General features: G+C 68.3%; 19 protein-coding genes. 7 read left to right on the top strand and 12 right to left on the bottom strand.

The genetic code is table 11. From position 1 onward, the window contains the following. Position 1: 1 nt before the first annotated feature. From cysT to VBO01S_RS02640, 5 genes are all read right to left on the bottom strand, one after another. Positions 2–889, bottom strand: a complete 888-nt coding sequence (gene cysT / locus VBO01S_RS02660) for a sulfate ABC transporter permease subunit CysT (RefSeq protein ID WP_062470075.1) — start codon at positions 887–889, stop codon at positions 2–4. Next, entirely contained in the window at positions 890–1,906 is a 1,017-nt protein-coding gene (locus VBO01S_RS02655; RefSeq protein WP_062470072.1) for a sulfate ABC transporter substrate-binding protein, read from the bottom strand. It abuts the gene before it with no gap. Further along, entirely contained in the window at positions 1,903–2,478 is a 576-nt protein-coding gene (locus VBO01S_RS02650) for an RBBP9/YdeN family alpha/beta hydrolase (protein WP_056580397.1), read from the bottom strand. Before VBO01S_RS02650 ends, VBO01S_RS02655 begins: the two co-directional genes overlap by 4 nt. A 22-nt stretch (positions 2,479–2,500) precedes the next feature. Next, positions 2,501–3,142 (bottom strand): peroxiredoxin, encoded by a 642-nt coding sequence (locus VBO01S_RS02645; protein WP_062470070.1) that lies wholly within the window; start codon positions 3,140–3,142, stop codon positions 2,501–2,503. A 148-nt stretch (positions 3,143–3,290) separates the two neighbouring features. Further along, a complete protein-coding gene (locus tag VBO01S_RS02640; protein ID WP_062470067.1) occupies positions 3,291–4,205 on the bottom strand; it encodes a LysR family transcriptional regulator in 915 nt (304 codons plus the stop codon). A 135-nt stretch (positions 4,206–4,340) separates the two neighbouring features. On the opposite strand from VBO01S_RS02640, the gene VBO01S_RS02635 reads away from it, so the two are divergent. Then, positions 4,341–4,988, top strand: coding sequence for an FMN-dependent NADH-azoreductase (locus VBO01S_RS02635; protein WP_062470065.1), 648 nt, complete (start codon positions 4,341–4,343; stop codon positions 4,986–4,988). 69 nt (positions 4,989–5,057) lie between these two features. Here VBO01S_RS02635 and VBO01S_RS02630 read toward each other — a convergent pair whose 3' ends face one another. Genes VBO01S_RS02630 through VBO01S_RS02615 form a run of 4 tightly spaced genes read right to left on the bottom strand, consistent with a single transcriptional unit; the run spans position 5,058 to position 7,985 of the window. Then, positions 5,058–5,615, bottom strand: coding sequence for an NADPH-dependent FMN reductase (locus VBO01S_RS02630; RefSeq protein ID WP_062470062.1), 558 nt, complete (start codon positions 5,613–5,615; stop codon positions 5,058–5,060). A 48-nt stretch (positions 5,616–5,663) separates the two neighbouring features. Continuing rightward, positions 5,664–6,398 carry an amino acid ABC transporter permease gene (locus tag VBO01S_RS02625; protein WP_062470264.1) on the bottom strand — a complete coding sequence of 245 codons (735 nt, stop codon included), beginning with the start codon at positions 6,396–6,398 and terminating at the stop codon, positions 5,664–5,666. Then, entirely contained in the window at positions 6,395–7,111 is a 717-nt protein-coding gene (locus VBO01S_RS02620; protein ID WP_062470059.1) for an amino acid ABC transporter permease, read from the bottom strand. Before VBO01S_RS02620 ends, VBO01S_RS02625 begins: the two co-directional genes overlap by 4 nt. 31 nt (positions 7,112–7,142) lie before the next feature. Next, the gene (locus VBO01S_RS02615; protein WP_062470056.1) at positions 7,143–7,985 is read right to left on the bottom strand and encodes a transporter substrate-binding domain-containing protein; all 843 of its coding nucleotides are present in this window, start codon (positions 7,983–7,985) and stop codon (positions 7,143–7,145) included. Between the two features lie 227 nt (positions 7,986–8,212). Here VBO01S_RS02615 and VBO01S_RS02610 point away from each other — a divergent pair, with 227 nt between their 5' ends. The 5 genes from VBO01S_RS02610 (at position 8,213) to yjjJ (ending at position 13,544) form a co-directional block, all read left to right on the top strand. Beyond that, positions 8,213–9,196: an aliphatic sulfonate ABC transporter substrate-binding protein gene (locus VBO01S_RS02610; protein WP_062470053.1), complete on the top strand. Its 984-nt coding sequence runs from the start codon at positions 8,213–8,215 to the stop codon at positions 9,194–9,196. 19 nt (positions 9,197–9,215) lie between these two features. After that, positions 9,216–10,442 (top strand): N-methyl-L-tryptophan oxidase, encoded by a 1,227-nt coding sequence (gene solA, locus VBO01S_RS02605; protein ID WP_062470050.1) that lies wholly within the window; start codon positions 9,216–9,218, stop codon positions 10,440–10,442. Between the two features lie 65 nt (positions 10,443–10,507). Beyond that, positions 10,508–11,440, top strand: a complete 933-nt coding sequence (gene panE, locus VBO01S_RS02600) for a 2-dehydropantoate 2-reductase (protein WP_062470047.1) — start codon at positions 10,508–10,510, stop codon at positions 11,438–11,440. A 14-nt stretch (positions 11,441–11,454) separates the two neighbouring features. Next, entirely contained in the window at positions 11,455–12,132 is a 678-nt protein-coding gene (locus VBO01S_RS02595) for an aspartate/glutamate racemase family protein (protein WP_062470044.1), read from the top strand. 83 nt (positions 12,133–12,215) lie between these two features. After that, positions 12,216–13,544, top strand: a complete 1,329-nt coding sequence (gene yjjJ / locus VBO01S_RS02590) for a type II toxin-antitoxin system HipA family toxin YjjJ (protein ID WP_062470041.1) — start codon at positions 12,216–12,218, stop codon at positions 13,542–13,544. Positions 13,545–13,546: 2 nt separating this feature from the next. Here yjjJ and VBO01S_RS02585 read toward each other — a convergent pair whose 3' ends face one another. Next, positions 13,547–14,908 (bottom strand): NAD(P)/FAD-dependent oxidoreductase, encoded by a 1,362-nt coding sequence (locus VBO01S_RS02585; protein ID WP_062470038.1) that lies wholly within the window; start codon positions 14,906–14,908, stop codon positions 13,547–13,549. 132 nt (positions 14,909–15,040) lie between these two features. Between VBO01S_RS02585 and VBO01S_RS02580 the strand changes: the two genes are divergently transcribed. After that, the gene (locus VBO01S_RS02580; RefSeq protein WP_062470035.1) at positions 15,041–16,009 is read left to right on the top strand and encodes an alpha/beta hydrolase family protein; all 969 of its coding nucleotides are present in this window, start codon (positions 15,041–15,043) and stop codon (positions 16,007–16,009) included. A gap of 6 nt (positions 16,010–16,015) precedes the next feature. Here the strand turns inward: VBO01S_RS02580 and VBO01S_RS02575 are convergent, their stop codons facing one another. Together VBO01S_RS02575 and VBO01S_RS02570 are read right to left on the bottom strand one after the other, a co-directional pair. Next, entirely contained in the window at positions 16,016–17,842 is a 1,827-nt protein-coding gene (locus VBO01S_RS02575; RefSeq protein WP_062470261.1) for a family 2A encapsulin nanocompartment cargo protein cysteine desulfurase, read from the bottom strand. Positions 17,843–17,908: 66 nt separating this feature from the next. Beyond that, positions 17,909–18,841 carry a family 2A encapsulin nanocompartment shell protein gene (locus tag VBO01S_RS02570; RefSeq protein WP_042579703.1) on the bottom strand — a complete coding sequence of 311 codons (933 nt, stop codon included), beginning with the start codon at positions 18,839–18,841 and terminating at the stop codon, positions 17,909–17,911. Positions 18,842–18,857: the final 16 nt, after the last annotated feature.

Raw genomic sequence — 18,857 nt, 5'->3', positions numbered from 1 at the left:
GTCAGGCTCCTGCGCGCTTGCGTTGCCAGGCTTGCAGGCCGTTGATGACCAGCAGCAGGATGAACGACAGCACCAGCATCACCAGCGCGACCGCCGTGGCGCCCGTGTAGTCGTACTGCTCCAGCTTGCCGATGATGATGAGCGGCGTGATCTCGGAAATCATCGGCATGTTGCCGGCGATGAAGATCACGGAGCCGTACTCGCCGATGGCGCGTGCGAAGGCCATCGCGAAGCCCGTCAGCAGCGCGGGTGCGATCGACGGAAAGATCACCTTGGTGAAGGTCTGCAGGCGCGTGGCGCCCAGCGAGGTGGCGGCTTCTTCGAGTTCCTTCTCGGCGTCTTCGAGCACCGGCTGCACCGTGCGCACCACGAAGGGCAGCCCGATGAAGATCAGCGCGATCACGATGCCCGCCGGCGTGAACGCCAGCTTGATGCCGTGCGGCTCGAGCAGCTGCCCGATCCAGCCGTTGCCCGCGAGCAGCGCCGTGAGCGAGATGCCGGCCACGGCCGTGGGCAACGCGAACGGCAGGTCGACCAGCGCATCGACGATGCGCTTGCCCGGGAACTTGTAGCGCACCAGCACCCAGGCCACCAGCAGGCCGAACACCGCGTTCACCATCGCCGCGATCAGCGAGGCGCCGAAGGTCAGGCGGTACGAGGCCATCACGCGCGGCGCGGTCACCGACACCCAGAAGTGCTCCCAGGTCATCGTGAAGGTCTTGAAGACCAGCGCTGACAGCGGGATCAGCACGATCAGGCACAGATAGAAGACCGTGAAGCCGAGCGTGATGTGGAAACCGGGCAGCACGCGCTTGGCACCCCCTGCCCGGTTGGCACGTGAAAAAGGCGCTCCCGCTGCCGGGAGCGCCGAAGAAGCAGCGCCGCTCATTTACTTCGCGCCGGGCGTGTAGAGCTTGTCGAACTGGCCGCCGTCATTGAAGTGCACCTTCTGCGCTTCGCTCAGGCTGCCGAACAGTTCCTGCACCGTGAACAGCTGCAGCGGCTTGAAGGTCGAGGCGTACTTCTTGAGCACGGTCTGCGAACGCGGGCGCAGCGCATGCTTGGCGGCGATTTCCTGCGCTTCTTCGGAGTACAGCCAGTCGAGGTAGGCCTTGGCCAACTCGCCCGTGCCCTTCTTCTTGACGGTGCGCTCGACGATGGCGACCGGGTTCTCGGCCACGATGGAGATCGACGGGTAGACCGAGTCGACCTTGCCGGTGCCGAATTCGCGGTCGATCGAGACCACTTCGGATTCGAAGGTGATCAGCGCGTCGCCGATGTTGCGTTGCAGGAAGGCGGTGGTCGCGTCGCGGCCGCCGCGTGCCAGCACCGGCACGTTCTTGAACAGCTTGCCGACGAACTCGGCAGCCTGGGCGTCGGTGCCGCCCTTCTTCTTGATGTAGCCCCAGGCGGCCAGGTAGGCGTAGCGGCCGTTGCCGCCGGTCTTGGGGTTGACGATCACGACCTGCACGCCGGGCTTGACCAGGTCGTCCCAGTCTTTGATGCCCTTGGGGTTGCCGTTGCGCACCAGCAGCAGCATGGTCGAGGTGGTGGGCGATGCGTTCTCGGGGAACTTCTTGTTCCAGTCCTTGGCGACCACGCCGGCGTTGGCCAGGAAGTCGATGTCGGTCGAGGTGTTCATGGTCACCACGTCGGCATCGAGGCCGTCGGCCACGGCACGCGCCTGGGCGCTGGAGCCGCCGTGCGACTGGTCGATCTTGACGTCCTTGCCCGTGGCCTTCTTGTAGTTCGCCACGAAGGCCGCGTTGTAGTCCTTGTAGAACTCGCGCGCCACGTCGTACGAGGCGTTCAGCAGCCCGGTGCCTTGTGCGAAGGCGGTGCTGCCGGCGAGTGCGGAGGACGCCAGCGCGAGCACGGCGACGAAGGTCTTGATTCTGGAAGTCATGTGGTTGCCAGGTTTTCTGAAAATTCACGTCCCGCCGACCAGGCGGCGGGTTCGTCGGTCAACGATTGCAGCAGGGCCAGGCCGAGCGGCCAGTCTCCGTGCCCCGAATCGATGTTGATGTGCCCCGCATTCTGCATGCGCACGAACTCGCTGCCCCAGGCGCGCGAATAGGCGCCCGCCAGGCGGATCGGGCAATAGGGATCGTTGCTGCTCGCCACCACGATGCTGCGGTACGGCAGCGCCGCGTACGGCACGGGTGCGAAGTCGGACAGCACCGCGCGGCGCTCGGGGTCGGCCGGCGCCACCAGCAGCGCGCCCTGGATGCGGGCGGCGGCCTCGGGCGGCAGGTGCGCCGTGGCGATGCAGCCCAGACTGTGCGCCGCGATGACCACGGGGCCTTCGCTTTCGAGCACCAGCTTGGCCAGTGCGGGCACCCAGGCATCGCGCTTGGGCGAAGCCCAGTCGTCCTGCGCCACCCGCGCCGCGCCCGGAATGCGTTCTTCCCACAGGCTCTGCCAGTGGCCGGGCCCGGAGTCGCGCCAGCCGGGCACGATGACGACACGAGTCTGCATGACGGCGCGGTCCTGCGGCTTCTTACTTGTTGGGCTGCGGCGTGATGCGCAGGTAAGGCTTGACGGCCTTGAAGCCCTTGGGGAAGCGCTCGGCCAGCTCGGCCGGGTCCTGGATGCTCGGCACGATGACGACGTCGTCGCCGTCCTTCCAGTTCACGGGCGTGGCGACCTTGTGGCTGTCGGTGAGCTGCAGCGAGTCGATGACGCGCAGGATCTCGTCGAAGTTGCGGCCGGTCGACGCCGGGTAGGTGATGGTGGTGCGGATGACCTTCTTGGGGTCGATGATGTAGACGCTGCGCACCGTGGCCGTGGTCGAGGCGTTCGGGTGGATCAGGTCGTACAGGTCGGCCACCTTGCGGTCGGCGTCCGCAATGATCGGGAAGTTGACGGTGGTGTTCTGCGTCTCGTTGATGTCGCCGATCCACTCCTTGTGCTTGGTGGCCGGGTCGACGCTCAGCGCGATGGGCTTCACGCCGCGCTTGGCGAACTCGCCCGACAGCGCCGCCGTCTTGCCGAGCTCGGTGGTGCACACGGGCGTGAAATCGGCCGGGTGCGAGAAGAACACGATCCACGAATCGCCGGCCCACTGGTAGAAGTCGATCGGGCCTTCGCTGGAGTCCTGGGTGAAATTGGGGGCGGTGTCGCCGAGTCGCAGGGTTGCCATGGTCGCTCCAAGGAGGGGGTGAAGCCCTGGATTGTGCGAACCGCTGCTTCAATGGCAAACGAATATCTGTTTGTTTGGATATGACGTTTTCCGCATATAGAACCTGCGCAGGCCCACTATGACGCTATCTTTTAGATAGCAATCTGCCTCAAAACATCCGCATCTGCTCGCTTTGCAAGTGTTCGGACAGGAAGTCGATCAGCCGCCGCACCGCCGGCACCAGCGCCCGCCGCGCCGGAAACACCATGTGCGCCACCACCGGCGACGGCCCCCAGCCGGGCAGCACCCGCACCAGCCGGCCCGCCTCGATGTCGGCGCTGCACATGTAGTCGGGCAGCAGGGTCACGCCGACGCCGCCCAGCGCGCCGAACTGCAGTGTGGCCAGGTCGTCGGCCACGTAGCGCGGCGTGTGCACATGCACGTGGCTGCGGCCTTCCGGGCCTTCGAGCCGCCACTCGGAGCGCCCTTCCCCGTTGACCGACATGGCCGCCGTGGGCAGCTTCACGAGGTCGGCGGGCGTGTCGACCGGGCCCTGACTGGCCAGCAGCGCCGGGCTCGCGACCAGCACGCCGCGGCTGTGGCCGAAGGTCTTGGCCACCAGCACCGCGCTGTCCTCGATGGTCGGGCGCACACGCAGCGCGATGTCGATGCCCTCCTCGATCAGGTCCACCGGCCGGTTGATGACGCGCATGTCGACGCGCACCGCCGGGTGGCGCGCCATGAACACCGGCATCAGCTGCGCCAGCCCGCTGTGCGAGATGGTGACCGGGCAGGTCAGCCGCACCAGCCCGCTCGGCTCGGTCTGCACCTGCGCCACGGCCTCGGCCGCCGCCTGGGCCGCGTCGCGCATCGCCGAGGCATGCCGCAGGTAGATCTCGCCGGCCGGCGTGAGCGACAGGCGGCGCGTGCTGCGCTGCATCAGCTGCACGCCCAGCCGTTCCTCGAGCTCGGCCACGCGCCGAGACAGCCGCGATTTGGGAATGCCCAGCGCCCGGCTGGCGGCGGCAAAGCCGCCCCGCTCGGCCACCTCGGCGAAGAACACCATGTCGTTGAGGTCTTGCATGGCTTTATTGTCCTACCAACAGAACGATCTGATCAAATTTTGGCTACTTATCAGTCACTCACATCAAAAATAGAATTCTCCCAACGCCGGCCACTTCTCAGCGCCGACACCTTGCACAGAAAGTGATTGATTGACATGAAGCTGCTCCACATCGACTCCAGCATCCTCGCCGCCGGCTCCACCTCGCGCCAGCTGACCGCCGAAACCGTCGCCGCATGGCGCGCCGCCCACCCCGACACCCAGGTCGAGTACCTCGACCTCGCCGTGGACGCGCCCTCCCACTTCGGCGTCGACGCCCTCGGCATCAAGACCGGCGTGCAGGCCCAGCCGACCGAAGCGCAGCTGCGCGAGAACGCCCTGTCGGAAAAGCTGGTGAGCCAGTTCCTGGCCGCTGACGTCGTCGTGCTCGGCGCGCCGCTGTACAACTTCACCATCCCGACCCAGCTCAAGGCCTGGATCGACCGCCTCGCGCAAGCCGGCCGCACCTTCAAGTACACCGAAAAGGGCCCCGTCGGCCTGGCCGGTGGCAAGACGGTGATCGTGGCGTCCAGCCGCGGCGGCATCTACTCGACCTCCGAAGGCGGTCAGGCGGCCGAGCACCAGGAAAGCTACCTGAAGGTGATCTTCGGCTTCTTCGGCATCACCGACGTGCGCTTCGTGCGCGCCGAAGGCGTCGCGATGGGTGACGCGCCCAAGGCCGCTGCACTGACCGCCGCTCGCGCCGACATCCTCGTGGCCACGGCCGAAGCCGCGAACCAGAAGACCGTCGCGCAAGCCGCCTGAGTCTTCAAACTCCGGAACGAAAAAGCCGCCCCGTGGGGCGGCTTTTTCGTGGGCGCTTGCCTTGAAGGATCAAGCGGCGGAATGCGCCTTCACCCACGCCACGTACTTGTCCATCCAGCCCTGCAGGAATTTCTGCGTGCCTTCGTTGCCGATGTGGCCCTTGTCGTCGAACAGGCCTTCCTTGGCCTGCAGGAACACCTCGGGGCCGCCCATCGTGGGCGCGTCGAGATACGCCAGGATGTTGCGCAGGTGCTGCTGCGCCAGCGCGGTGCCGATGGCGCCCACAGAGATGCCGAGCACGCCGGTCGGCTTGCCGGCCCACACGCTCTGGCCATAGGGGCGCGAAGCGTGGTCGATGGCGTTCTTCAGGACGCCGGGGATCGAGCGGTTGTATTCGGGCGTGACGAACAGCACGCCCTGCGCGGCGGCCACTTCGCTCTTGAGGCGCTTCACCTGCGCGGCCTGGTTGCCGTCGTCGTCCTGGTTGTACAGCGGCAGGTCGTCGATGCGCAGGGTCTCGAACGTGAAGTCCGACGGCGCGAGATGCGCCAGCGCCAGGGCCAGCTTGTGGTTGAACGAATCCTTGCGCAGGCTGCCGACGATGACGGCGATCCGGGTCTGTGCCATGGGTGGAACTCCTTGAAATGGAAAAGGCTGTCGGAATGACCGGGACGATTATGCGAAGCGCTCAAGACCTTTTCCAGAAAAGTTCATGACAACCGGCGCACCCGCCTGCGCGCGGCGCACGACCCCGTGGGCCAGCCGGTCCAGCCCGGTGCACAGCAGCCAGTAGATCGCGCCCACCAGCACGAAGATCTCCGCCGGATAGACCATGGTGCGCGCGTTCACCTGCGAAGCCACGAACGACAGCTCGCCCACGCTCACCACATACGCCAGCGAGCTGTCCTTCACGAGCGTGACCCACTGGTTGACGAACGACGGCAGCATCATCCGCAGCGCCTGCGGCAGCACGACGTGGCGCAGCGTGCCCCAGCGCGTGAGCCCGAGCGACAGCCCCGCCGCCCACTGCCCCGCACCGATCCCGCGGATGCCCGCATGCACCGCGTGCGCCAGGTAGGCGCCGCCCACCAGCGACAACGCGCACATCACCGACAGCACGCCCGGCACGCTCACGCCCAGCGCGAACGGCAGCAGGAAGTAGGTCCAGAAGATCAGCATCAGCACCGGGATCGCGCGCAGGAAGGCCAGCCCCAGCGTCAGCACGCGCTTCAGCGGCCCCCGCGCCATGGCCAGCCCGATGCCCCATGCCAGTCCGAGCACCGCCGACGCGATGCCCGAGCCGGCGCTGAGCAGCACCGTGAGCGCCGCACCGCCCAGCTCGCCCTGCGGAAAGGCGCCCCACAGCAGGTACGGCAGGCTGTCCCACAGCATGTGCAGCGCATCGGTCATGCCGTCGCCCTCCCCGGCACCGCCGATTGCCGACGCGCAGCCCACGCCGCCAGCAGCTCGATCGCGCCGATGGTCACGATGTAGAGCAGCGTCGCCACGCCGAAGGCCTGGAAGGTCTTGAAGGTCTCGGCCTCGACCTGGCGCGAGGCGTACGACAGCTCGACCAGCCCCACGGCCATCGCAAGCGAGGTGTTCTTGACGATGTTCATGTACTGCCCCAGCAGCGGCGGCAATGCGATGCGCAGCGCCTGCGGCAGCACCACCTGCGCCAGCACCTGCGCGCGCGTGAAGCCCAGCGCCTGCGCCGCCAGCGTCTGCCCCTCAGGCACGCCGCGGATGCCCGAGCGGATGTCCTCGCCCACGTAGGCGGCCGCATACAGCGTGAGCCCGAGCAGCGCCGACAGAAGTTCGAAGGAAATGAAGCGCCCCGCCAGCAGCCCTTCGCGCAGCGCCTCGGGCAGCAGGCTGGGCGCGCCGAAGTACCAGAAGAAGAGCTGCACCAGCAGCGGCGTGTTGCGAAACAGCGAGACGTACGCGCCGCTCGCGCGCAGCCACGCGGGCCGGTTCGACGAGCGCCCCGCTGCCACGACGACGCCCAGCAGCGTGGCGCCCGCCGCCACCAGCAGCGAAGCGCCCACGGTCACGAGCCAGCCGTCGAGCAGCCAGCCGAGGTAATGGGGCGCGAGCAGGTGCTCGCGCAGGAAATCGCTCAAGGCCGCATCGATCCGGTCGTTGCGTGCCCCATCAGTTGGCGGCCACGCGCTGGTCGCCGATCTTCAGCAGGCGCGGCAGTGGCGCCTTGCTGTTCGGGCCGAACCAGGTGTCGTAGATCGCCACGGCGCGGCCGTTCTTCTCGCTGTCGACCAGCCAGGCGTTGAGCGTCTCGAGCAGGCGCGTCTCGCCCTTGGCCACGGCCGCGCCGAGGTATTCCTTCGACACCGTGATCGCCGGGATCTCGTACTTCTCCTTGTCGGGAATCGCGTTCCACTGCGCCGTGAGCTTCACGCCGTCGTTGGTGATGGCCTGCACGTTGCCGTTGCGCAGCGCGGCCAGCGCAAAGGGCGAATCGTCGTAGAGCACGACCTTGGCGTCGGGGTAGTTCTTGCGCAGGTTCGACTCCATGGTCGTGCCCTTCTCGGTGCCGATGCGGATGTCCTTGATCTGCGCCGCCTCCTTCAGCACGCCCTTCTTCGCCAGGAACTGCTGGCCGACCAGGAAGTACGGCGTGGTGAAGTCCACCGCCTTGGCACGTTCGTCGGTGATGGTGAAGCTGGCGAACACCACGTCGGCCTTGCCCGAGGTGAGCAGCGGGATGCGGTTGGCCGGGTTGGTCGGCACCAGTTCGATCTTCACGCCCAGGCTTTTCGCGAACTCGGTCGCCAGGTCGATGTCGTGGCCCACCTGCTTCTTGCTGGCCGGGTCGATGTAGCCGAAGGGCGGGTTGCCGTCGAACGCGGCCACGCGCAGCACACCGGCCTTGCGGATGTCGTCGAGCTTGTCGGCCCAGGCGATATTGCCCAGGGTGGTGAGAGCGCCGATTGCCAGGGCCAGGCTGGAAACGGTGAAAGAGTGGGTGTTGCGGGTCATGCCTGCGCTTCGCTGGAAGTAAAAAAGAGAGAGCGCGACTCTAGGCAGCGCCACGTGCGGCGCCAACGAAGCAATTTCCGCTTGCATATGCAGCGATGAGTTGCGCATGAACAAATGACAAAAGCTTCGTGGCGCGAGACGGCGTCGATCCCTAGAGTGGCCAGCCTCTGCCTTTCGACTGACTGCTTTTTTCTTCTTCGGCCGCGCGACGCGGCCCCGCTCTTCCCATGCACTTCCCACGCTCTTCCTCGCCCGCCGTCGCCCGGCGCCTCCTGCTTCGCGCCGGCGTCGGTGCCGCCGCCGTGGCCGCCTCGGCCCCGCTGTTCGCCCAGACGCGCGCCCGCACCCTGCGCATCGGTTATCAGAAGTTCAACACGCTCAACATCCTCAAGGGCACGGGCCAGCTCGAGAAGGCGCTGGCGCCAGCCGGCGTGAGCGTCGAGTGGCGCGAGTTCCTCGGCGGCAGCCAGCTGTCGGAAGCGCTGGCGGCCGGCGCCATCGACTTCGGCCACGCCTCGGACGGCATCGGCGTGTTCCAGCAGGCCAGCGGCAAGGGCCTGGTCTACCTCGCGGCCGAAAGCCCCTACCCCGGCGGCGTCGGCTTCCTGGTGCCGCGCGACTCGCCGATCCGCAGCGTGCGTGACCTCAAGGGCAAGAAGGTCGTCACCGGCCGCGGCTACAACACGCAGTACGTGCTGATCCGCGCGCTCGAAGCGGCCGGCCTGCGCTACGAAGACATCGAGCCGGTCTACATCGTCACGGCCTCCGACACCGTGGCCGCCTACCAGTCGGGCAGCGTCGCGGCCATCGGCCTGTGGGACCCGTTCCTGGCCGGCGCGCAGGTGGCGACCGAGTCGCGCCTGCTGTTCGACGGCACCGGCCTGAGCGGCAACCGCACCTACCACTTCGCCCAGCCCGCCTTCGCGCGCGCCAACGCCGACACGCTGCGCACCGTGTTCGCCGAACTGCGCAAGGCCAACGACTGGGCGCAGGCCCACCCCGGCGACGTGGTGGCCACGCTCGCGCCGCAGCTCAAGGTCGAGCCCAAGGTGCTGGCGCTGGCGACCGAACGGCGGCACTATGGCGTCGTGGCGCTCACGCCCGCCATCGCCCGCGAACAGCAGGGCCTGGCCGACGTGTTCGCGCAGCTGAAGCTCATTCCCCAGCCCATCGCGGTGAAGGATGCGTTTCTCGACCTGAACCTTGTGTGACGACGAAACCTCTCGCCCCGTGACCCGTTCCCCTACTCATTACGACGCGATCGTCATCGGCCTGGGCGCCCTCGGCGCGGCCACCCTCTACCAGCTCTCGCAACGCGGCGCGCGCGTGCTCGGCATCGACCAGTTCGCGCCGCCGCACGACCGCGGCTCCTCGCACGGCGATTCGCGCATCACGCGGCTGGCCGTCGGCGAAGGCGACGAGTACGTGCCGCTGGTGCACCGCTCGCACGCCATCTGGCACGAGCTCGAGGCGCGCACCGGCCGCCCGTTGATGACCACCACCGGCGGCCTCATCCTCGCGCCGCGCGACCGCGTGGCCGAGCACCACGGCAAGTCCGACTTCGTGCGCCGCACCATCGCCTGCGCCGAGCGCTTCGACATCGCGCACGAGGTGCTCGACGCGGCCGGCATCCGCGCGCGCTACCCGCAGTTCCACCTGCAGGGCGACGAGATCGGCTACCTCGAACGCGACGCCGGCTTCGTGCGCCCCGAAGACGCCATCGCCGCCCAGCTCGCCGTGGCCCGCGCCGACGGCGCACAGACCCGCACCGGCGAGCGCGTGCTGAGCGTCGAGCCCGTGGGCAACGGCGACACCGTGCGCGTGCGCACCGAGACCGCGAGCTTCACCGCCGACCAGGTGGTGGTCGCAGCCGGCGCCTGGCTGCCCGAGTTCCTCGGCCGGCAGGCGCGCACCGACTGGCAGGCGCACTTCTCGGTGCACCGCCAGATGATGCACTGGTTCGACACCGGCCCCGCCGCCGCGGCCGACTTCGCGCCCGGGCGTTTTCCCATCTTCATCTGGATGTTCGGCGACGCGCAAGAAGACTACATGTACGGCTTTCCGGCCTCCGACGCGTCGCAGCCCGCGCTGAAGGTCGCCACCGAGCAGTACGTCGACGCCACCACGCCCGACGCGCTCAACCGCGAGGTGAGCGCCGAAGAAAGCGCCGCCATGTACCGCCACCGCGTGGCCGGGCGCTTTCCGCAGATCGCGGGGCACGCGCTCAAGGCCCGCGCCTGCATGTACACCGTCACGCCCGACCGCCGCTTCGTGATCGACGCGCTCGACGGCCTGCCGAATGTGCTGATCGTCTCGGCCTGCTCCGGCCACGGCTTCAAGCACTCGGCCGGGCTGGGCGACGCCATCGCCGACCGGGTGCTGGGCCGCGAAAGCGCGCACGGCCTCGACCTGCGGCCCTTTGCCCGCGAACGGCTGGCGACCTCGCAACACCCCTGAGGCGCCCGCGCGCGATCCGGGGCATCATCGCTTCCGATCTTCAGTTTCTTCGGAGGCAGCGCGCGATGCGATTCCTGATGGTGGGTGCAGGAGCACTCGGTGGTTACTTCGGCGCACGCCTGCTCGCAGCAGGCCGCGATGTGACCTTTCTACTGCGTCCCGGCCGCGCGGCCCAGCTGGCCACGACCGGGCTCGTGGTGCGCAGCCCCTTCGGCGACCTCGACCTGCCCACGCCGAAGCATGTGCTGGCCGAGCAGATCGATGGCCCGTACGACGTGGTCGTGGTCGGCTGCAAGGCCTACGACCTCGACGCCACCATGGACTCGTTCGCGCCCGCCGTCGGGCCCGACACCGTCATCCTTCCGCTGCTCAACGGCCTGGGCCACATCGACCGGCTGGTCGCGCGCTTCGGCGAGGCGCGCGTGCTCGGCGGCCTGTGCATGATCTCCGCCACCCTCGACGACGAAGGCCGCGTGCTGCACCTGAACGACATGCACAGCCTGAGCTACGGCGAACGCGCGGGCGGGCGCTCGCCGCGCATCGACGCCATCGCGGCCCAGTTCGCCGGCGCGAACTTCACCGCCACCGCGAGCGAGACCATCGCGCAGGACATGTGGGAGAAGTGGGTCTTCATCGCCTCGGCCGCGGGCCTCACGAGCCTGATGCACGCCTCCATCGGCGACATCGTGGCGGCCGGCGGCGAAGACGTGGCGCTTGCGATCTTCGACGAGTGCTGCGCCATCGCCGCCCACAACGGCTTTGCCCCGCGGCCCGGAGCCGTCACGCGCGGCCGCGCGGTGGTCACGACCGCCGGCTCGCCCATGACCGCCTCGATGTACAAGGACATGGCCCGCGGCGCGCGCGTCGAGGCCGACCACATCCTGGGCGACCTGCTGGCCCGCGCGCCGCGCAGCGCATCGGCCACGCCCTCGGTGCTGCGCACGGCCTACGTGCACCTGAAGGCCTACGAGTTCCGGCGCGCCCACGAGGCGGACTGAACGGCGGCAACACCATGGCCGACACGCTCGCCTTCCTCCATACCGCGCAGGTGCATGTGCAGACCTTCGGCAGCCTGGCCCGCGAGATCGCCCCCGAGCTGCGCGTGCAGCACCTGGTGATGGAAGAGCTGCTCGCCGATGCGCGCACCCTGGGCGTCGACCACGCCGGCCTGGTGGCGCGCGTCCACGAAGCCATGCGCGATGCCGCCTCGGACGGCGCCTCCGTGGTCGTGTGCACCTGCTCGACCATCGGCGGTATCGCCGAAAAGACCGCCACCGGCGGCGCCTTCGCCGCCCTGCGCATCGACCGCGCCATGGCCGACCGCGCCGTGCGCAACGGCCCGCGCGTGCTGATCGTCGGCGCCGTCGAGAGCACCATCGACCCGACCCTGTCGCTCGTGCTTTCAGCCGCGCGGCAGGCCGGCGTCGGCATCCGCGCCAGCACGCTGCTGGTCGACGATGCCTGGGTGCACTTCCAGTCCGGCGACATCGCGCGCTATGTGGCCACGCTGGCCGAATCGATCCGCGCCGCGGCCGACGGCACCGATGTGATCGTGCTGGCGCAGGCGTCGATGGCGCCGGTGACGAGGTTGCTGGCGGACCTTGAAGTCGATGTGCTCAGCAGCCCGCAGTTGGGGGTGACGCATGCGGTGGCCACGCTGCGGGCCCGGCATGCGGCATTGAACTCCTGAAAGTATCTATTCAAATAGGAATTCATTTCTCCTTGATTCCTCAATGGCGAGTGGGATAATTTATCTATTCACATAGATATGCAATGCCATCGTCCACCCCGCCATCCCTGAGCGCCACGGCCCTCGCCTTCATCCGTTCGCAAGGCGCCGCCACGAGCGCCGAGCTGCAGGCGCGGCTGGGCATCAGCCAGGCGACCGCCTCGCGCACGCTGGCACCGCTCGTTCGCAGCGCGCAGATCCTGAAGGTGGGCGCTGCGCGCTCGCAGATGTACGTGGCACCCCGGCACGTCGAGCGTGTGGGCAGCGAGGTGCCGGTCGTCGAGATCGATGCAGCCGGCCAGGCCTCGCCGTTCGGACGCATCGTGCCGCTGCAAGGCGGGCGTTGCTGGATGAACGAGCAGCAAGGCCGCAGCGCGCTGCATGACGGCCTGCCATGGTTCCTTGCCGACATGCGTCCCCAGGGCTTCATCGGCCGCGCCTTCGCGCAAGGGCACCCCGAACTCGGGCTACCGCCCAACCCCGAACATTGGAACGACGACGACGTGCTGCAGGCGCTCGCGCTGTGCGGCGAAGACCTGCCCGGCAACCTCGTGGTGGGTGCCGAATCCTTCCATCGCTTTCATGCGCTGGGCGCACGCGCCGCTCGCCCTGTCTCCGTGAGCGACTACCCCGCCATGGCGGAGCGCGCGATGCAGGGCACCCTGCCCGGCTCGTCGGCCGGCGGCGAACAGCCGAAGTTCTGCACGGTGCGCGATGGCCGGCAGGTCATCGTCAAGTTCTCGCTCGCAGGCACATCAGCCCTGGACCGGCGTTCGCGCGACCTCCTCGTCAGCGAGCACCTGGCGCTGAGCACCCTGGCGCAAGCGGGCGTCGCGGCGGCCACCACGCGCGTCTTCATCGAAGGCGGACGCGTGTTCCTGGAGGTCGAACGCTTCGACCGTTCGGCCCGAGGCCGCGTCGGCATGGTGTCGCTGATGGCGTACGACGCGCAGCACGTCGGCAAGATCGACAACTGGGCCGCCACGGCCAACCGGATGGCCTCGCGCGGCCTGCTGCGCGCCGACGATGCGCAGCGCCTGCGCTTTCTCGAAGCCTTCGGCCGCCTCATCGGCAACACCGACCGGCACTACGGCAACATCTCGCTGCTCATCGAAGGGAACGCGTGGCGTCTGGCGCCCGCCTACGACGTGCTGCCCACGCTGTATGCACCGACCAGCGGCGAACTGCCAGCGCGCGACCTGGCGGCCACCGGACTGGCGCCGACCGTGGACACCCTGCAGGAATGGCCGCACGCCCGGCAACTGGCCGGTGTGTACTGGGACACCGTGGCCGCCGACGACCGCCTCTCGGCGGCCTTCCGCACGCTCGCGCGGCAGAACCGGCGGCTCATCGCCGACCTGCCGGGCGCCTAGCCTCAGTCCGACTTCTGGATCGTCTCCCCCTTCAACGCCCCCATGTCGCGGATGTTGAAGCGGTGGCGCTTCCAGCCCGCCCAGGTGCGGCGGAAGTTGGCGAGGGAGATGCCGTAGTACAGCACCTTGAACATGCGCAGCGCGCCCCACATCGGCGTGCCCTTGTAGATGTCGCCGGCCAGCAGCGACATCAGCGCTTCCTTCACCCGGAACGGGTTGCCGGGGTACATGAACATGTCGCGGATGGTCGGGTTGGTCACGCGGTAGATGAACCACGAGTACTCGCGCGGCCCCTTGCGCATCATGGCCTCGAAGCCTTCGCGGGCGCGGGCCAGTTCGGCCGGCTGGTCGAGCGCGGTGGCCACCAGCTCGGCGCCGTCGAAGGCGCTGTGCATCGCCAGGTACACGCCCGAGGAGAACATCGGGTCGATGAAGGTGAAGGCGTCGCCCAGCAGCAGGTAGTTGTCGCCCGTGGCGTGCGTGCTCGAGTACGAGAAGTTGCCCGTGGCGTGCACGGCGTCGTCGACCAGGGTGGCGTTCTTCAGGCGGTCGGCCAGCACGGGGCACAGCGCGATGGTGTCGTAGAAGAATTCCTTCAGCGATTTTTCGCGCGTCTTCAGGTAGTAGGGCCAGCACACCGCGCCCACGCTGGTCGTGCCGTCGGCCAGCGGAATGAACCAGAACCAGCCGTGCGGAAACCAGCAGATGCTGATGTTGCCTTCCTTCTTGCCCTCGAGCCGCTCGGCGTTGGTGAAGTGGCCGAACAGCGCGGTGCTGTTGTGGTCGGGGTTCTTCTGCTTGCAGCGGAATTTGTTGGCCAGCAGCGTGTCGCGGCCCGTGGCGTCGATCACGAAGCGCGCGCGCCAGCGGCGCTTGGCGCCGTCGTCCATCACGGCCTGCACGGTGGCGCCGTCGGCGTCGAAGGCCACGTCGCGCACCTTGCAGCCTTCGAAGGCCTGGGCGCCGCGCGTGGCGGCGTTGCGGAACAGCAGCTCGTCGAGCTCGGAGCGGCGCACCTGCCAGGCGGAGTCGAGCGACTTGTCCCAGCCTTCGGCGAACTCGACGTAGCTGCGGTGCTCATGCTCGGGCGAGACGAACTCGATGCCGAACTTCGGCATGCCGATCTTCTCGACCTGGTCGCGCACGCCGAGCTTGTCGAACAGCTCGACGTTCGCGGGCAGCAGCGATTCGCCGATGTGAAAACGCGGGTGGTGCTCTTTCTCGACCAGCACCACCCTGCGCCCCTGCTGCGCCAGCAGCGCCGCGACGGTCGAACCCGCGGGGCCGCCGCCGATCACGAACACATCGCAGGAATCGCTGACAGAAGAAGGGGCACCGGAAGAAGAAACCTGAGGCTGGGACATGCGAAGACAAGCAGCGTGATGGACAGCGACAGAGCATAGCGCGCCCGCATCGCACGACGCAAAGCGGGCTGGTGGCGCGGGGCCGGAGGCGGCACACTGGCGGCCTTTTCAGCCCTTGACCCCTTGCGCGCCATGACCCTGCATCGCCTTGCACTGCTCGCCGCCCTCTGTGTGTCTGCCGCATGGAGCCATGCGGCGGGGTTCAGCTTCATCGAGGTGCCGGCCGACAAGGACGGGCCGGCCTTGCGCGGCGCGGTGTGGACGCCTTGCGAGGCGGCACCCGGCGATATCGCGTTCGGCCTGATCGCCATTTCGGCCACCAAGGACTGCCCCGTCGCCGGCACGGGCCTGCCACTGGTGCTGATGTCGCACGGCTCGGGCGGCGCGTTCCTCGGGCACCACGACACGGCGGCGGCGCTGGCCGACGCGGGTTTCGTGGTCGCCGCCATCAACCATCCGAACGACAACTTCCAGGACATGGAGCGCCGGGGCCATCTCTCGACATTTGCCGCGCGACCCATCGACATGCGGCGGCTGGCGGATCACATGCTCAAGACGTGGCCCGGCCACACAAAGATTGCCGCCGACCAGGTCGGCTTCTTCGGCTTCTCGCGCGGCGGCTACACCGGCCTCGTGGCGACAGGCGCGGTGCCCGACTTCAAGCTGGGCCTGCGCTTTTGCACGCCTGCATCGAAGATTCCGTTCTGCGGCCAGATCCAGCGCCAGGAACTGCCCGCGCCGCCGGTGCGCGATGCGCGCATCAAGGCGGCGGTGATCGTCGATCCGTTGAGCTTTTTCGATGCCGAGGGGCTGAAGCAGGTCGCGGTGCCCGTCCAGCTCTGGGCCTCCGCGCGTGGCGGCGACGCGGTGACGCTGGAGGATGTCGAAGCGGTTCGCCGCAACCTGCCTTCAGCGCCGGACTGGTACGTGCCCGCGAACACCGCACACTTCGCCTTCCTGGCGCCCTGCGCGCCGGCCATGGCCAAGGCCCTGCCGGAGATCTGCAGCGATGCCGGCGGCTTCGATCGCGTCGCCTTCCACGCCGACTTCAATGCCAAGGTGCTCGCCTTCTTCAGGCAGCACCTGGCATCGAAGCCCTGAGCCGGCTCAGCGCGTGCGCCGCTGGCCGGCGAGCCGCCGCACCACCGTCACCAGCCGATCGATCTCGTCGAAGGTGTTGTAGAACGCCAGCGACGGCCGCACCGTGGTCTCGACGCCGAAGCGCCGCAGGATCGGCTGCGCGCAGTGGTGACCCGTGCGCACGGCGACGCCCTCGTCGTTGAGCGCGTGGCCCACCTCCTCGGTGGTGTAGCCGTCGAGCACGAAGGACATCACGCTCGCCTTGTCGGCCGCCGTGCCGATCAGCCGCACGCCGGGGATCGCGCCCAATTGCGCCATGCCGTACACCAGCAGGTCGTGCTCGTAGCGCGCGATGTTCTCGATGCCGACCTTGTTCACGTAGTCGATGGCCGCGCCCAGGCCCACGGCATCGGCGATGTTGCCGGTGCCGGCCTCGAACTTGTTCGGGATCGGCTGGAACACGGTCTTCTCGAAGGTCACGTCGGCAATCATGTTGCCGCCGCCCTGCCACGGGGGCATGTCTTCGAGCACCTCGCGCTTGCCCCAGACCACGCCGATGCCGGTCGGGCCGAACACCTTGTGGCCGGAGAACACGAAGAAGTCGGCGCCGATGTCCTGCACGTCGACGCGCATGTGCGAGACCGATTGCGCGCCGTCGACCAGCGCCTTCGCGCCCGCGCGGTGCGCCAGTTCGACGATCTCCTTCACCGGCACCACGGTGCCCAGCGCGTTCGAGACCTGCGTGACCGCAACGATCTTCGTGCGGTCGTTCAGCAGCTTGCGGTACTCGTCGAGCAGCACCTGGCCCGAGTCGTCCACCGGGATCACGCGCAGCTTCGCGCCCTTGGCGGCGGCGAGCTGCTGCCACGGCACGATGTTGGCGTGGTGCTCCAGGTTCGACACGATGATCTCGTCGCCCTCGCCCACGTGCTGGCCGCCCCAGCTCTTGGCCACGAGGTTGATGGCCTCGGTGGTGCCGCGCACGAAGATCACCTCTTCGACTTCGGGCGCGTTGATGAACTTGCGCACACGCTCGCGTGCGCCTTCGTAGGCATCGGTCGCACGCGCGGCCAGTTCATGCGCCGCGCGATGGATGTTCGAGTTCTCGTGCTCGTAGAAGTACGCGATGCGGTCGATGACCGACTGCGGCTTGTGCGTGGTGGCCGCGTTGTCGAACCACACGAGCTGCTTGCCGTTCACGCGCTCCTGCAGGATCGGGAAGTCGCGGCGCACGGCGTGCACATCAAACGGCGGATGCTGGCCGCTGCCGGCCAGCGGCACCGCGTCGGGGCCGCGCGGATCGGGCTTGGCCGGCGTGACGAAGCCGCTGGGCAGGCGCACTGCATCGACGAAGTAGAACTGCGCATCGCGTCCGGCCGGCGCCGAAGGTGGGCTCGGCGGCAACGCAGGCTGCGCGGCAAGGCCCGCGAACGGATCGTGGATCGCAAAGCCATCGCTGGCGCTGGCCGTCGGATGCCCGTAGCTGTGGTTCAGAAAGTAGAACGGCGAGGCTGACGCTGCCTGCGGCGACGCAGCCGCCCCCATCTGCTGCGGCACGCCTTGCACCACGCCGCCCGAGCGCGGCTCGAAGGCCGGCGCCACCGACAGCACCGTGTCCGGCACGCCGTTGCCGGCCACCGCATGCGGCAGCAGTGCCGGCGCGCGGTTCGCGAGCGACGGCAGCTGCGTGGGCGATGCGGGCAGCACATTGGCGCCCGGAATCTGTCCCTGCGGGATCGGCGTGCCCGGCACGCTCGGCCCAAAGCCGGCGGGGCTCACCAGCGGCGAGCCCGGCGGTGCGATGTTGGCGGGAAACTGCGCGCCCGGCGGCGCGGAGAACATGGCGCTGGCCATGCGCGCGAGAACGGCCGGATCGAACGGCGCCTCGCCCGGGAACGTGGGTGTGCTGCTCACCGCGGCTTACTTGTAGGTGTCGGGATAGTCGTGGTACTTGCCGATCTCGACGTCGTCGAGCACGGCCAGCGCGTCCGTGGTCAGCACCGCGAGCGAGCAGTACAGCGAGATCAGGTACGACGCGATCGCGTGGTTGTTGATGCCCATGAAGCGCACCGACAGCCCCGGGCTCTGCTCGCCCGACAGACCCGGCTGGAACAGCCCCACCACGCCCTGGCGCTTGTCGCCCACGCGCAGCAGCAGGATCTTGCTCTTGCCGTCGGCCACCGGCACCTTGTTCGACGGAATCAGCGGAATGCCGCGCCAGGTGATGAACTGCGAACCGAACAGGCTCACCGTGGGCGGCGGCGTGCCGCGGCGCGTGGCTTCACGCCCGAACGCGGCAATGGCCAGCGGGTGCGTGAGGAAGAACGCGGGCTCCTTCCACACCTTGGTCAGCAGCTCGTCCAGGTCGTCGGGCGTGGGCGCGCCGGTCAGCGGGAAGATTCGCTGCTCTTCGCTCACCTGCGCCAGCAGGCCGTAGTCGGGGTTGTTGATGAGCTCGCTCTCCTGGTTCTCCTTGATCGTCTCGATCGTCAGGCGCAGCTGCTCCTTGATCTGGTCGTGCGGGCTGCTGTAGAGGTCGGAGATGCGGGTGTGCACGTCGAGCACGGTGCTCACGGCATTCAGGTAATGCTCGCGCGGGTTCTCTTCGTAGTCGACAAAGGTGCGCGGCAGCTGGTTCTCTTCTTCGCGCGAGGTGCAGGTGACCTTGATCGACTCGGGGTTCTTGACCTTGTTGACGCGGTAGATGCCCGCTTCCACCGGCACCCATTGCAGCAGGTGCGTCAGCCAGCGCGGGCTGATGGTCTCGAGTTGGGGAACGGTCTTGGTGGCGTTGGCTAGCTGGCGGGCGGCGTTGTCGCCAAGGGCGGTGGTACCACCGACTGTTGCACTCATGGATCAAGGCTCCGTG

Origin of the sequence: Variovorax boronicumulans NBRC 103145, assembly GCF_001591345.1 — a bacterium.
Taxonomy (GTDB): domain Bacteria; phylum Pseudomonadota; class Gammaproteobacteria; order Burkholderiales; family Burkholderiaceae_C; genus Variovorax; species Variovorax boronicumulans.
This window is presented reverse-complemented; position numbering and strand designations above follow the sequence as displayed.

Bases quoted from the DNA above. Each gene is read 5' to 3' on its own strand.
- cysT (WP_062470075.1), bottom strand. From the start codon at position 889: ATGAGCGGCGCTGCTTCTTCGGCGCTCCCGGCAGCGGGAGCGCCTTTT.
- VBO01S_RS02655 (WP_062470072.1), bottom strand. From the start codon at position 1,906: ATGACTTCCAGAATCAAGACCTTCGTCGCCGTGCTCGCGCTGGCGTCC.
- VBO01S_RS02650 (WP_056580397.1), bottom strand. From the start codon at position 2,478: ATGCAGACTCGTGTCGTCATCGTGCCCGGCTGGCGCGACTCCGGGCCC.
- VBO01S_RS02645 (WP_062470070.1), bottom strand. From the start codon at position 3,142: ATGGCAACCCTGCGACTCGGCGACACCGCCCCCAATTTCACCCAGGAC.
- VBO01S_RS02640 (WP_062470067.1), bottom strand. From the start codon at position 4,205: ATGCAAGACCTCAACGACATGGTGTTCTTCGCCGAGGTGGCCGAGCGG.
- VBO01S_RS02635 (WP_062470065.1), top strand. From the start codon at position 4,341: ATGAAGCTGCTCCACATCGACTCCAGCATCCTCGCCGCCGGCTCCACC.
- VBO01S_RS02630 (WP_062470062.1), bottom strand. From the start codon at position 5,615: ATGGCACAGACCCGGATCGCCGTCATCGTCGGCAGCCTGCGCAAGGAT.
- VBO01S_RS02625 (WP_062470264.1), bottom strand. From the start codon at position 6,398: ATGACCGATGCGCTGCACATGCTGTGGGACAGCCTGCCGTACCTGCTG.
- VBO01S_RS02615 (WP_062470056.1), bottom strand. From the start codon at position 7,985: ATGACCCGCAACACCCACTCTTTCACCGTTTCCAGCCTGGCCCTGGCA.
- VBO01S_RS02610 (WP_062470053.1), top strand. From the start codon at position 8,213: ATGCACTTCCCACGCTCTTCCTCGCCCGCCGTCGCCCGGCGCCTCCTG.
- panE (WP_062470047.1), top strand. From the start codon at position 10,508: ATGCGATTCCTGATGGTGGGTGCAGGAGCACTCGGTGGTTACTTCGGC.
- VBO01S_RS02595 (WP_062470044.1), top strand. From the start codon at position 11,455: ATGGCCGACACGCTCGCCTTCCTCCATACCGCGCAGGTGCATGTGCAG.
- yjjJ (WP_062470041.1), top strand. From the start codon at position 12,216: ATGCCATCGTCCACCCCGCCATCCCTGAGCGCCACGGCCCTCGCCTTC.
- VBO01S_RS02585 (WP_062470038.1), bottom strand. From the start codon at position 14,908: ATGTCCCAGCCTCAGGTTTCTTCTTCCGGTGCCCCTTCTTCTGTCAGC.
- VBO01S_RS02580 (WP_062470035.1), top strand. From the start codon at position 15,041: ATGACCCTGCATCGCCTTGCACTGCTCGCCGCCCTCTGTGTGTCTGCC.
- VBO01S_RS02575 (WP_062470261.1), bottom strand. From the start codon at position 17,842: ATGGCCAGCGCCATGTTCTCCGCGCCGCCGGGCGCGCAGTTTCCCGCC.
- VBO01S_RS02570 (WP_042579703.1), bottom strand. From the start codon at position 18,841: ATGAGTGCAACAGTCGGTGGTACCACCGCCCTTGGCGACAACGCCGCC.